Source organism: Streptomyces sp. NBC_01298 (assembly GCF_035978755.1).
Classification (GTDB): Bacteria; Actinomycetota; Actinomycetes; order Streptomycetales; family Streptomycetaceae; genus Streptomyces.
In genome coordinates this window covers 1,489,674-1,502,485 of sequence record NZ_CP108414.1, presented here as the reverse complement: position 1 = coordinate 1,502,485, position 12,812 = coordinate 1,489,674, and the positions used below count along the sequence as shown (strand labels likewise).

Genomic DNA, 12,812 nt, shown 5'->3' with positions numbered 1-12,812 from the left:
GGAAGGAGTCTGCGGATGTCGAGAGAGCCGCTTTCGCAGAAGGAGATCGAGGACCGGCTGCGGGAGCTCCCCGGCTGGGCCTTCGAGGACGACCGCATCATCCGCACCTACCGGCTGGGCAGCCACTTCGCGGCGAGCGCGCTGGTCAGCCATATCGCAAGCGTGCAAGATGAGTTGAACCACCACTCCGATCTCACCCTCGGCTATAACACCGTCCGTCTGGCCGTGAACACGCACGACGCCGGAGACTCCGTCACCGACGCCGACTTCGCTCTCGCCGAGCGCGTCGAATCCCTGGCTCCCGCGCACGGCGCCGCCTGATCCCGGAAGCACACACCTGATGCCCATGCCGCGACCGTTCCTCGACTACGACGCCGAAGCCGAGGCCTACGACGCCACCCGCGGCGGGGTCCCGCGCGCCGAGGCCGCCGCAGCGGCGGTCCTCGGCCTGCTCCCGCCGGACACCGGCACCCTGCTCGACCTCGGCTGCGGCACGGGCATCGTCACCACCCGCATCGCCGCCGCCCGCCCGGGGCTGCGCGTCCTCGGCGCGGACACCTCGTACGGGATGGCCGCCATGGCGCGCTCCCGGGGGATCCCCGTGGTGCTGGCCTCCGGGACCCGGCTGCCGTTGCGCACGGGCTCGCTCGACGCGGTGGGCGCGGTCTGGCTGCTGCACCTGCTGCGTTCACCGGGCCTGGTGGCCGCCGTGATCGCCGAGGCCGGGCGGGTGCTGCGGCCCGGCGGGGTGTTCGTCACCACGGTCGACAAGGCCGCTGCCCACGACGTGGGCAGCGATATCGACGCCGTGCTCGCCGAGCACCTCACCGCGACCCCCGCCGACTCCGCCGAGGCCGTCACCGGCCATGCGGCGGCGGTGGGCCTGCGCCCCGCCGGCGAAGCCCTCTTCACCGGCCACGGCCAGGGCCGCACCCCGCGCGGGGCCGCCGCCGCGCTGCTCGCCGGACGGTACGCCTCCCGGGTCCACCCGCGCGGCATCACCCCGCGCGAACTCGCGGACCGGCTGGAAGCCCTGCCCGGACCGGACACCCCGCGCGCGGAGCCGACGTACCGGCTGCACGGCTTCGTACGGGCCTGACGGGCGGGGTGGGCGAGGCAGGGGCGGCGGGTGACTGCCGGCCACCCGTGCTCTCCGCCGCCCGCCGCCCGCCGCCCGTCGCCCCTGCGCCCGCTTCCCGCCGTCCGTCAGGCGGGTTCCAGGCGCCACCACTGTGCCGGGGAGTCGGTGTCCTCGCACTGCCGGGCCCCGCCCTCCGCGTCCGCCTCCAGCGGCAGACCGCTGATGGCGGCGATCAGCGAGACCACACCGGGGTCGTCGAGGTGCTCCTCCACGACCCACTCCTGCGCCCCGAAGGCGTTCGCCTTCCACACCTGGACCCGGGATCCGCTCTCGGTCGAGGCGTTCGCGACGTCGAGCCGCTTGCCGTTGTGGACGCTGACCAGGTGGAAGATCCCGCCGCCGCTGTGCACCGGAGTGATCTCCCACTGCCTGGCCGCGGCCGGCTCGCCGTCCGGCCCGACCCGGACCCGGTTGCCGCTCTCGACCTGCAGCAGCAGCCCGCTCGCGGCATTGCGGATCCGGTAGACGCCGTCGGGCGCCTCCGGCGTATCGCGCGCCGGTTCTTTCGCCGTCCCGCTCGTGGGCTCGCTCACCGGCGGCTCAGAAGTCGAACTCGGCCGGGTCGGGACCGATCCGGCGGCCCGCCCCGTCCGCGCCGATCGCGTCCAGCGCGGCCACGTCCGCGGCGTCCAGCTCGAAGCCGAAGACGTCCAGGTTCTCCCGGATGCGCGCCGGGGTCACGGACTTCGGGATCACCACGTTGCCCAGCTGGAGGTGCCAGCGCAGGACCACCTGCGCGGCCGAGCGGCCGTGCTTGGCGGCGATCGCGGTGACGGCGGGCAGGGTGAGCAGGTCCTTGCCCTGGCCGAGCGGGGACCAGGCCTCGGTGGCGATGCCCAGGCGCGCGTGCAGGGCGCGCAGCTCGGTCTGGGGGAGCAGCGGGTGGAGCTCGATCTGGTTCACCGCCGGGACCAGGGAGCTTTCGGCGCCGAGCCGTTCCAGGTCGGCGGGACGGAAGTTGGACACGCCGACGGCCTTGGCGCGGCCGCTCGCCGCGATCTCCTCGAAGGTCTTCCAGATGGCGAGGAAGTCGTCGCGCATCGGGCGCGGCCAGTGGATCAGGTACAGGTCGATCTCGTCGAGGCCCAGCTTGGCGAGCGAGGCGTCGAACTCGCGCAGCACGTTGTCCCGGCCCCAGGTCTCGGACTTCCCGTTCCACAGCTTGGTGGTGACGAAGAGTTCCTCGCGCGGCACACCGGCGGAGGCGATGGCCTTGCCGGTGCCCTCCTCGTTGCCGTAGATCGCGGCCGTGTCGATGCTGCGGTAGCCCGCTTCCAGTGCGGTCCGGACGGCCTGTTCCGCCTCGGCGTCCGGAACCTGCCAGACGCCGTAGCCGAGCTGGGGCATGAGCGTGCCGTTGTTGAGCTTGATGCCGGGGACCTGGTTCACGTCGGTCGTTCCCTCTGGTCGTCGCTGGTGCTGTACGACCGGCGACAACCGGGCCCCGGTGTGGCCTATTCCCGCCGTACGGGTGAATTCATACGGCGGAAACAGGACAGGGACAGGAGCAGGAGCAGGAGCAGGGACAGGAACGGGAACAGGAACGGGCCCGTGGCCCTACGCCCCCAGGTACGCCTCCCGGACCAGCGGGTCGGCCCGTACCTCGGCGGCCGTGCCCTCGGCGAGCACGGTGCCCAGGTCCAGGACGACCACCCGGGTGCAGAGGTCCATCACGAAGGCCACGTTGTGCTCGACCAGCAGTACCGCGCAGCCCTCCTCCCCGGCGAGCCGGCGCACGACGGCCGCCAGCTGCTCGCGTTCGGGCGCGGACATGCCCGACGCGGGCTCGTCCAGGAGCAGCACCCGGGGCGGATCGGCCACGGCGCGGGCCAGCTCGACCATCCGGGCCCGCCCCACCGGCAGCCCGCCGGCGTACGAGTCCCCGAGCGCGCCGATGCCGCAGTCGGCCAGCACCCGCGCGGCCCGCTCCCGCCGCTCCCGCTCCCGGCGGCGCCGGGAGGGCGAGGCGACCAGATCGGCCGCGAGACCGCCGCCCCCGCCCCGCCACTCCTGCGCGACCAGGACGTTGTCGGCCACGCTGAGCTGCCCGAACAACTGCTGGCGCTGGAAGGTCCGGCGCATCCCGTGCCGGGCCCGCCAGACGGGGGAGCGCCGGGTGACGTCCACCCCGTCGAGCAGCATCCGGCCCTGGTCGGGCCGCCGGATCCCGGACAGCACGTCGAACAGGGTGGTCTTCCCGGCCCCGTTCGGCCCGATCAGCCCGCACACCTCGCCGGCCCGGATCCCCAGGTCCACGCCCGTCAGCGCCCTGACCCCGCCGAACCGGACACTGATGCCACGGGCCTCGAGCACATAGGGGTCCTCTCTCATGTCGCCATCCCCAGGTAGGCCTCGGTCAGCCGGTCCGCCTCCACCTCGGAGCGCGGGCCGCACCAGGAGACCCGGCCCTGCGCGAGGTAGGCGACGGTGTCGGCGATCCCGAGGATCTCGGCCGCCTTCTCCTCCACGAGCAGCAACGCGGTCCCGGCGGCGCGGAGCTCCATGAGCAGCCCGTACACCTCGTCCACCACGCGCGGGGCGAGCCCGAGGGAGGGCTCGTCCGCGATCAGCACCCCGGGCGGCCGCTGCAACAGCGGTGCGAGCGCCAGCATCTGCTGCTCCCCGCCGGACAACGACCCGGCGGGGACCGTACGCCGCTCGCGGAGCCGGGGAAACCGGTCGTAGACGGCGTCGCGTTCGGCCGCGTCCCGCAGGTAGAGGGCGAGGTTCTCCTCGATGCTGAGCGAGGGGAAGATGCCCCGGCCCTCGGGCGCCAGCAGCACCCCGGCCCGGGAGCGGCCCACCGCGCCGTCCCGCGTGGCGTCCCGCCCGCCGACGAGCACGGTCCCGCCGGCGACCGGCAGCGCCCCGGCCGCCACCCGGCAGGCGGTGCTCTTCCCGGCCCCGTTGGGCCCGAGCACGGCGAGGATCTCGCCGCGCCGCACGACGAGGTCGACGCCGTGCAACACGAGCCCGCCGTCGTACCCGGCGGTGACGCCGCGCAGCTCCAGGGCGGGCGCGGCTGCGGGCAATTCAGCCCCTCCGGCGTTTGAGGAGCGGGGGTTCGGGGGCGGAGCCCCCGAAGGGGCCCGGGGCGGAGCCCCGGTTTCGGGAAGGGGCGGGGTGGGGGAAAGCCCCGCAGGGCCCACCCCGACCCCACCGCCGGCCCGGGCCGCGGGAACAGTACCCCCGGCCTTGCCGCCGGCCCGGGCCGCGGGAACAGTGCCGGCCCCGGCCTTGCCGACGCCCCGGGCCGCAGGCATGGGCCCGGGCGCAGGCCCGGCCTCGGCCCCGGCCTCGGCCCCGGCCCCGGCCCCGGCCCCGGCCCCGGCCCCGGCCGGGGCCAAGGCGGCGGCACCCGCCCGGGAACCCGCCCGACGCCGCGCGAGCCGCACCGGCACCGCCGCGCAATACCCGTCGGGATCGTTGGCCAGGGCCAACCCCGCCAGGCCGAACAGGATCACCGGCAGGTGCGCCGACTCCGTCACGTAGTCCGCCATCACCCGCGGAGCGACGGCGAAGACCAGCCCCGCCACCACCGCGTACTGCGGCCTGCGCACGCCCGCCGCGACGACCACCGCCAGCCACACCAGCCCGGTCATCGCCGTGAAGTCCGTGGCCGTGATGCGGGTGTTGTACGAGGCGTACATGACGCCCCCGAAGCCGGCCAGCCCCGCCGACAGCGTGAACAGCAGCAGCTTGGTGCGCAGCACGGACACCCCGGAGGCCATCGCGGCCGCGGGAGCCGACCGTACGGCGAGCATCGCCCGGCCCGAGGGGGAGCCCCGCAGCGCGCTCAGCCCGGCGGCGACCGCCGCGACCAGGAGGACCAGCGCCACCCCCAGCGCCCGGTCGTCGGACAGATCCACCGGCCCGATGACGGGACGCGGAACGGACCACCCGGAGTCGCCGTTGCGCAGCCACCGCATCTGGAAGAGCACCTGGTCCGCCAGGAAGGCCAGGGCCAGCGTCGCCAGCGCCAGGGAGCGCCCGCCGAGGCGTAGCGCGGGCAGCGCGACCAGGGCTCCCAGGACGGCGGCCACGCACGTGCCGACCGCCAGCGCCGCGATGAACGGCCACCCGCGGCTCATCAGCAGTCCGGCGACCAGAGCCGCCCCGGTCACGAAGGTGCCCTGGGCCAGGGACACCATCGCGCCGAGTCCGGTGACCACGGTGAAGGACATGAACACCAGGGCCAGCGCGAGCCCCTGGGCGAGGAGCCCGCTCCAGAAGGGGGTGGTCACGGTGTAGAAGGCCGTGGCGAGCAGGACCGCGCCCGCGGCCCACACCCCCCACCGCCGCACCCACGTCGCCCCGGCCAGATGGTCGGGCGCGGCCACGTCCACGGCGGCGGTCCCGGCGGCGCGGGCCCGCCGGGTGAGCACGAGCAGTCCCCCGAACAGGATCAGGAAGGGCACGGCCGTCCTGAATCCGGTGATGGAGTCGGCGAAGGAGGCGTAGCCGACGACCAGGTTCTGCAGGACGCCGAGCCCCAGACCGCCCGCGAAGGCGAGCGGGACGGAGGCGAACCGCCCGATGACGGCCGCCGTGGCCGACACGAACAGGAACAGCGTGAAATCGTGCGCGGACAGCCCCAGCAGCGGGGTCGCCAGGACGCCCGCGAGCCCGGCCAGCCCGGAGGCGATCATCCACGCCACCGAGGACAGCCGGTCGGCGTCGATCCCGCGCAGCTCGGTGAGCGAGCGGTTGTCGACGGCGGCCCGCAGCCGCAGCCCCAGCCGGGTGTGCCGCATCAGCACCCACAGGGCGACCGCCACCAGGGCCGTGGCCACCCAGGTGATCAGCTGGTCGGAGTCGATGCCCACGTCGGCGGTGAGCTGCCAGGACGTGGCCGGGCTCGGCCCGACCCCCGGCAGCCCGAACTGGTTCTCCGCGGGCTTGAGCGGAGCTCCCGCGTCGGTCAGGAGTTCCACCGTCCACAGCCCGGCCGCCGGCAGGGCGACCAGGAGCCCGATGGTGGCCACGATCTGCGCCGTCTCGCCGACCCGTGCGAGCCGCCGGAACATCAGCCGGTCCAGCGCCCATCCGAGCCCGGGCGCCAGCACGAGGACCACCAGCAGCGCCGCCGGGACGGCCGGCCAGCCGAGCCCGGAGTGCAGTTCGTAGAAGGTGAGCGCGCAGAGGTAGGCGGTGGCCCCATGCGCGAAGTTGAACAGCCCGGACGCCGAGTACGACAGCACCAGCCCGGTGGCGAGCAGTGCGTACAGGGCGCCGGACACCAGACCGCTCAGTACGAAGGCGAGCAGATCTCCCATTCCGTTTCCCGCGCCCCTACTTGAAGGGGATGGGCTCGTAGCACTTGAACGGTACGGAGACCTCGTACGCGCCGTTCTTCAGCTGGACGAGCGCCCCGCAGCCGAAGCTGTCCTTCTGGCCCTTGGGCTCCGCGCGGTTGCCGACGAGGGTGTCGGTGTCGGAGAAGCTCTGCGCGGCGGCCTGGAAGGACTCGACGGTCAGGTCCTTGCCGGCCTTCTGCGCGATGGACACGAACAGGTCGGCCGACATGTAGCCGGTCAGCATGTGCATGTTGAGCGGCACCTCCAGCCCGCCCGACGCGGCCTTGATGTCGGCCTTGAACTGGTCCATCTTCGGGTTCGTCGACTCGAACGGCTCGAACTGCAGCAGCACGTGCACGCCGTCGAGGGCCTGCTTGGTGGCGTCCTTGGCGAGCAGACCCGGGTCGTAGTCGGTCGGGTCGGAGAGCAGTCCCTTGTACCCGCTGCGCTTGAGCGAGGTGAACAGCCCGATGTTGTTGGGGGTCTGCATGACGGAGACCACCGCGTCCGGGGCCTTGCCGTCGTTGCTCTCCAGGATCTCCTTGACGTACGCCGACCAGTCGCTCGGCACGGCGGTGCCGGGCACCGAGGCCTTGGCGTAGGAGACCTTGAACCCGGCGCTGGTGAAGCCCTGCTGGAAGGTGCGCACGCCGAACTTCCCGGCGTCGCTGTCGTTGGCGATGATCGCGACCGACTTGCCCGCGGCGCCGCCGAGGACCTGTCCGATGCCCTCGGGCCAGGTCTGGTTGATGGTGCCGCCGGGGGTGGGGACGAGGCAGCCGTTGAACCCGTAGATGTACTTGGGGCCGCAGAAGGAGGGGAGCGTGCCCCAGCCGAAGGTGGGCACCTTCTCCTGCTCCAGGAAATCGGCGCCGCTGAAGGTGACCGAACTCATGGGGGAGACCGCGAACACCTTGTCCTGCTGGACGAGTTTGCGGGCGGCGGCCAGGTTCTTGGCGGGGTCCTGCCCGTCGTCCTCGGCGCCGATGTAGTCGATCTTGCGGCCGTTGATCCCGCCCTCGGCGTTGGCTCTCGCGTAACGGGCCTTCGCCCCGAGGTCGGTGGCCTTCTTGCTGTAGCCGCTCGCGCTGGTCATCGACACGATGCCGCCGACCTTGATGGAGTCCTTGGTCACCCCGCGGGAGGTGCCGGCGGTTCCCGGCTTGTCGGTGGAGGCGCCGTTGGAGGCGGAGTTGCAGGCGGAGACGAGCGCGAGCGCCGCCGCCGCGGCGGCCAGGGTGCGGATCGGTCGCAACATGTGGTGGATCCCCTCCGGTCGGAATCCCCGCATTCTGTGCGCGACCTGACGCATCGTCAATATCAACGACAAGTAAAGTGACGGCCCGTCAGGTAACGGTTCGGACCGTTGGCGGGATCGGGCCGGACCGGGCCGGCGGCGCCCGTCAGGACGGGTAGAGGGCCGCCACCTCCTTGGCGTAGACCTTCTCTATGGCCCGCCGCTTCAGCTTCAGCGAGGGCGTCAGCAGCCCCCGCTCCTCGGTGAACTGCTCGCCCAGGACGCGGAACGTGCGGATCGACTCGGCCTGGGAGACCAGGGTGTTGGCCGCCACCACCGACCGGCGGACCTCCGCCGTCAGATCGGGGTCCAGCACCAGCTCCGCCTCCGGCAGCCGGGGACGGCCGCGCATCGCCAGCCAGTGCGCGACCCCCTCCATGTCCAGGGTGAGCAGGGCCGCGATGTACGGCCGGTCGTTGCCCACCAGGACGCACTGCGAGACGAGCGGATGCGAGCGGACCCGCTCCTCCAGGGCGGTCGGCGCGACGCTCTTGCCGTTGGAGGTCACCAGGATCTCCTTCTTGCGGCCGGTGATCGTGAGGTACCCGTCCGCGTCGAGGCGCCCCAGGTCCCCCGTCGCCAGCCAGCCGTCCCGCAGGACGGCCTCCGTGGCGTGCGGATCGTTCAGGTACCCGGAGAAGACGTGGGCGCCCCGGAGCCAGATCTCCCCGTCGTCGGCGATGTGCACCGTGCCGCCGGGGATAGGCCGCCCGACGGTGCCGTACTTGACGGCCCCGGGAGGGTTCGCGGTCGCCGCCGCGCAGGACTCCGTCAGCCCGTAGCCCTCGAAGACCGTGACCCCGGCGCCCTCGAAGAACAGCCCCAGCCGGCGCGACATCGCGGAGCCGCCCGACATCGCGTACCGCACCCGGCCGCCCAGCGCCTCGCGGACCTTCCCGTACACCAGCTTCTCGAAGAGCTGGTGCTCCACGCGCAGCTTCGCCGAGGGCCCGGGCCCGACGCCGAACGCCCGCTCCTCGCGCGCCTCCGCGTACCGTACGGCCGTGTCCACCGCCCGGTCGAAGGGGCCCGTCCGGCCCTCGCTCTCGGCCTTGCGGCGCGCGGCGGCGAAGACCTTCTCGAAGACGTACGGCACCCCGAGCACGAACGTGGGCCGGAACGCGGCGAGGTCCGGCAGGAGTTCGGCCGCCGCCAGCACCGGCTGGTGCCCGAGCTTCACCCGGGCGCGGACGGCCGCCACCTCCACCATCCGCCCGAAGACGTGGGCGAGCGGCAGGAACAGCAGGGTGGAGGGCTGCTCACCGGGCCCGGCCCGGAAGACGGACTCCCAGCGGGTCACCATCGTGTCGGCCTCGAACATGAAATTGCCGTGGGTCAGCACACAGCCCTTGGGGCGTCCGGTGGTCCCCGAGGTGTAGATGACGGTGGCCGTCGCGTCGGGCGTCACGGCGCTCCGGTGGCGGTGCACGACGTCCTCGGCGACCTGGAGCCCGTCCCGGACGAGCCCGTCCACGGCGCCGGCGTCCAGCTGCCACAGCCGGCGCAGCATCGGCAGCCGCTCGATCACCGACCCGACGGTCATGGCCTGGTCCTCGTCCTCCACCACGCAGGCCGTGCACTCGGAGTCGTAGAGGATCCAGTGCACCTGCTCGGCGGAGGACGAGGGGTAGACGGGGACGGGCTGGGCTCCGATCGCCCACAGGGCGAAGTCGAAGAGCGTCCACTCGTACCGGGTGCGGGACATGATCGCGACCCGGTCCCCGAAGCGGATGCCCTGCGCCAGCAGCCCCTTGGCGAGCCCGAGCACCTCGGAGGCCAGCTCGCCGGAGGTCACGTCGCCCCAGACCCCGTCCGACTTCCGGCCGAGCACGACCCGGCCGGGGTCCTCGCGGGCGTGCAGGAAAACGGCATCGGCCAGACCGCCGACGGGTGAGCCCGTGACGACCGGCGGGACGGTGGTCTCGTGCAAGGCCCGCTCCTCTCCGTACGGCGCGGCGACGCTATCCCACGTCCACCTGCCAGTGATCGCGGAAGGCAGACCTCCACAAGACCTCCCCAGCGGTGCGGCCAGGTGGTGCGGCCAGGTGGTGCGGTCGGGCGATGTGGTCAGGCGGTGCGGTCAGCCGGTGCCCTTGGCGGTGACCACGGAGAGGTTGAAGTCCACCGGGCCGAGCACCCCGTAGAGCCGCAGCCACAACCCCATCAGGGCCTCGGTGGCGCGGGCGCTCGACAGGTCGCCGAGATCGGTGATCTGCTCGGGCGCCCAGCCGAAGGAACGCAGGAGCGCGGTGGTCTCGGCCTTGGCGTCGGCGTCGTCGCCGCTCACGAACACGGTGTGGTGGCCCGGTACCCGGCTCGGCTCGACCATCACCGCGTTGTTCATGGTGTTGAGCGTCTTGACGATCCGCGCCTCGGGGAAAGCCTTCTGGAGCTGCTCGGCGACGCTGTGGCCGTCCGGGGTGACTACCCTGGGCGGGAACCCCTCCGAGAAGTCCAGCCCGTTGGAGACGTCCACGACGGTCTTGCCGCGGAGATTGCCGGCCCCGGCTGCCTCCAGCACGGCGAGCGAGACCAGCCCGCCGGTCGCGTTGACGACGAGCTCGGCTCGGGCGGCGGCATCGGCGAAGGTCCCGTGGCCACCGCCCGTCTCGGTGGCCCACCGCGCGGCTTCGGCGTTGTCCGCCGTCCGGGAGCCCATCGTGACCTCGTGCCCGACCGCGACCAGCTTCCCCGCCAGCCGCTGCCCGACCTCGCCCGTACCCAGTACCGCGATCCTCACGTGCGTCCCCCTGCTCGCTGCTGTTCGTTCCGTACGAATTCCCGCCCCACCGCTCCCGGTTGGCGTACGCCGACCCTAAACGCACGCCGTCGCGAACGGCGGCACATTCGGCCCGGCGGCCGTTCGGGTTCCCAGGTCAGGACAGTTGGGGCGCGACCTCGGCCGCGATCCACTCCACCGCCGCACCCCCGGCGGGACCGCGAGCCGCGCTGCGGGTCCCGGCTGCGGGGCCCGGCCGTGCCGCACAGGCTGTGCGCCCCCCTACGCCGCCCGCGTCAGCCGGTCCGCGCCCGCCAGGATCGCTGCGGCCAGGGCTTCCGCGGCCGCTGAGCTGCGGGGGCCGCGCAGCAGGGCGAACTCCACCGTTCCGAGGTCCGGGAGGCCGCCTACGCGGACCAGGCCTGGTGGGATCAGCCCGCGCGTGTGGGCCATCACGCCCAGCCCCGCCCGCGCCGCCGCGATCAGGCCGCTCAGGCTGCCGCTCGTACACGCGATCCGCCACGGCCGCCCGTCCGCCTGCAACACGTCCAGCGCCCGCGCCCGTGTGATGCCCGGCGGCGGGAAGACGATCAGCGGAACCGGCCGGTCCGGGTCCACTCGGAGCCCCTCCGCCCCGATCCACACCATCCGGTCCCGCCACACCAGCCGGCCCCGCTCGTCGCCGTCTCCGCGCCGCTTGGCGAGTACGAGGTCCAGCCGCCCCGCGTCCAGCCGCTCGTGCAGGGTCCCCGACAGCTCGACGGACAGCTCCAGCTCCACCTCGGGGTGCTCGTGCCGGAAGGCCTCCAGGATCTCCGGCAGCCGGGTCAGCACGAAGTCCTCGGAGGCGCCGAAGCGCAGCCGGCCCCGGATCCGCGTCCCGGCGAAGAAGGCCGCCGCGCGCTCGTGCGCCTCCAGGATCGAGCGGGCGAAGCCGAGCAGCGCCTCGCCGTCCTCCGTGAGTTCCACGCTGTGGGTGTCGCGCAGGAAGAGGGGCCGGCCGGTGGCCTCCTCGAGCCGGCGCACGTGCTGGCTGACCGTGGACTGGCGGACGCCGAGCCGGGCGGCGGCCTGCGTGAAGCTCAGGGTCTGGGCGACGGTGAGGAAGGTGCGCAGCTGAACGGGGTCGTACACACCGCCCACCCTACTCCCGCTCATCATGTTCCGTGATGACAGTGAGAGTGGTGTGCGGGATTCCCGATCACCACCGGACCCCCGAAGATGGAAGGGACTCCGACTCCGCCTTTCCCTCCGGCCCTCCCCGCCCTCCCGCCGACCTCAGCAAGTGAGCATCCGCATGCGCCGCCCGCACCTTCCCGCCTGGCTCCCCGTGGACCCGTTCATCATGGGTCTGCTCGCCACCATCGGCCTCGCCGCCCTGCTGCCCGCCCGCAGCGCGGCCGCCTCCGTGGCCGAGGCCGCCTCCACGGCGGCGGTGGCCCTGCTCTTCTTCCTCTACGGCGCCCGGCTCTCCACCCGCGAGGCCCTCGACGGCGTGCGCCACTGGCGGCTCCACCTCACCGTGCTCGCCTGCACCTTCCTGCTCTTCCCACTCCTGGGCCTCGCCGCGCACGCCCTGGTCCCCGCCGTCCTCACGCCGCCCCTCTACAGCGGCCTGCTCTTCCTCTGCCTGGTCCCCTCGACCATCCAGTCCTCCATCGCCTTCACCTCGATCGCCCGCGGCAACGTCCCGGCCGCGATCTGCGCGGGCTCCTTCTCCAGCCTCGTCGGCATCTTCCTGACCCCCGTCCTCGCCGCCGGCCTGCTCGGCAACAGCGCGGGCGGATTCTCCCCCGACTCGCTGGTGAAGATCGTCCTCCAGCTGCTCCTGCCGTTCCTCCTCGGCCAGGCCCTGCGCCCCTGGGTCGGCGGCTTCCTCGTCCGCAACAGATCGGTCCTCGGCCGCGTCGACCGCGGCTCGATCCTGCTCGTCGTCTACACCGCCTTCAGCGCCGGCATGGTCGCGGGGATCTGGCACCAGGTCAGCCTCCCGCGCCTCGGCGGCCTGATGGCCGTGGAGGCGGTCATCCTCGCCGTGATGCTGCTGGTCACCTGGTACGGGGCCAAGCGCCTCGGATTCAGCCGCGAGGACCGGATCGCCATCCAGTTCGCGGGGTCGAAGAAGAGCCTGGCCGCCGGACTCCCCATGGCCAGCGTGCTGTTCGGAGCCCAGGCGAGCCTCGCCGTGCTGCCGCTGATGCTCTTCCACCAGACGCAGCTGATGGTCTGCGCGGTACTGGCCCGCCGCCGTGCGCGGGACCCGCAGGCCACGGAGCGGACCGAACTCGCCGCCGGGCATGTGGCGGAGGTCTCGCACACCCCACAACACCCGGTCCCGCAGGCCCGGTAACGTGCGGC

The 12,812-nt window shown here is 73.2% G+C and carries 11 protein-coding genes; 3 read left to right on the top strand and 8 right to left on the bottom strand.

The features are described from left to right. Nucleotides 1–15 precede the first annotated feature (15 nt). Together OG730_RS06905 and OG730_RS06900 are read left to right on the top strand one after the other, a co-directional pair. The gene (locus OG730_RS06905) at nt 16–321 is read left to right on the top strand and encodes a 4a-hydroxytetrahydrobiopterin dehydratase (RefSeq protein WP_327303364.1); all 306 of its coding nucleotides are present in this window, start codon (nt 16–18) and stop codon (nt 319–321) included. A 25-nt stretch (nt 322–346) separates the two neighbouring features. Beyond that, nucleotides 347–1,099 (top strand): class I SAM-dependent methyltransferase, encoded by a 753-nt coding sequence (locus OG730_RS06900; protein ID WP_442815178.1) that lies wholly within the window; start codon nt 347–349, stop codon nt 1,097–1,099. Between the two features lie 107 nt (nt 1,100–1,206). On the opposite strand, the gene OG730_RS06895 is transcribed toward OG730_RS06900, so the two are convergent. The 8 genes from OG730_RS06895 to OG730_RS06860 all read right to left on the bottom strand — a co-directional run bounded on the left by OG730_RS06895 (nt 1,207) and on the right by OG730_RS06860 (nt 11,588). Then, nucleotides 1,207–1,674 (bottom strand): RICIN domain-containing protein, encoded by a 468-nt coding sequence (locus OG730_RS06895; protein WP_327303362.1) that lies wholly within the window; start codon nt 1,672–1,674, stop codon nt 1,207–1,209. Between the two features lie 7 nt (nt 1,675–1,681). After that, nucleotides 1,682–2,530 carry an aldo/keto reductase gene (locus OG730_RS06890; RefSeq protein ID WP_327303361.1) on the bottom strand — a complete coding sequence of 283 codons (849 nt, stop codon included), beginning with the start codon at nt 2,528–2,530 and terminating at the stop codon, nt 1,682–1,684. Between the two features lie 168 nt (nt 2,531–2,698). Continuing rightward, a complete protein-coding gene (locus OG730_RS06885; RefSeq protein ID WP_327303360.1) occupies nt 2,699–3,472 on the bottom strand; it encodes an ABC transporter ATP-binding protein in 774 nt (257 codons plus the stop codon). After that, nucleotides 3,469–6,417: an ABC transporter permease subunit gene (locus OG730_RS06880; RefSeq protein ID WP_327303359.1), complete on the bottom strand. Its 2,949-nt coding sequence runs from the start codon at nt 6,415–6,417 to the stop codon at nt 3,469–3,471. Before OG730_RS06880 ends, OG730_RS06885 begins: the two co-directional genes overlap by 4 nt. Before the next feature lie 16 nt (nt 6,418–6,433). Continuing rightward, nucleotides 6,434–7,696, bottom strand: a complete 1,263-nt coding sequence (locus OG730_RS06875; protein ID WP_327303358.1) for an ABC transporter substrate-binding protein — start codon at nt 7,694–7,696, stop codon at nt 6,434–6,436. A 145-nt stretch (nt 7,697–7,841) separates the two neighbouring features. Continuing rightward, nucleotides 7,842–9,665, bottom strand: coding sequence for an AMP-dependent synthetase/ligase (locus OG730_RS06870; protein WP_327303357.1), 1,824 nt, complete (start codon nt 9,663–9,665; stop codon nt 7,842–7,844). A gap of 150 nt (nt 9,666–9,815) precedes the next feature. Continuing rightward, nucleotides 9,816–10,475, bottom strand: a complete 660-nt coding sequence (locus OG730_RS06865) for an NADPH-dependent F420 reductase (protein ID WP_327303356.1) — start codon at nt 10,473–10,475, stop codon at nt 9,816–9,818. A gap of 261 nt (nt 10,476–10,736) precedes the next feature. Next, a complete protein-coding gene (locus OG730_RS06860) occupies nt 10,737–11,588 on the bottom strand; it encodes a LysR substrate-binding domain-containing protein (protein ID WP_327303355.1) in 852 nt (283 codons plus the stop codon). 163 nt (nt 11,589–11,751) lie between these two features. Here OG730_RS06860 and OG730_RS06855 point away from each other — a divergent pair, with 163 nt between their 5' ends. Next, nucleotides 11,752–12,804, top strand: a complete 1,053-nt coding sequence (locus OG730_RS06855; RefSeq protein WP_327309175.1) for a bile acid:sodium symporter family protein — start codon at nt 11,752–11,754, stop codon at nt 12,802–12,804. The last annotated feature ends 8 nt before the right edge of the window (nt 12,805–12,812 follow it).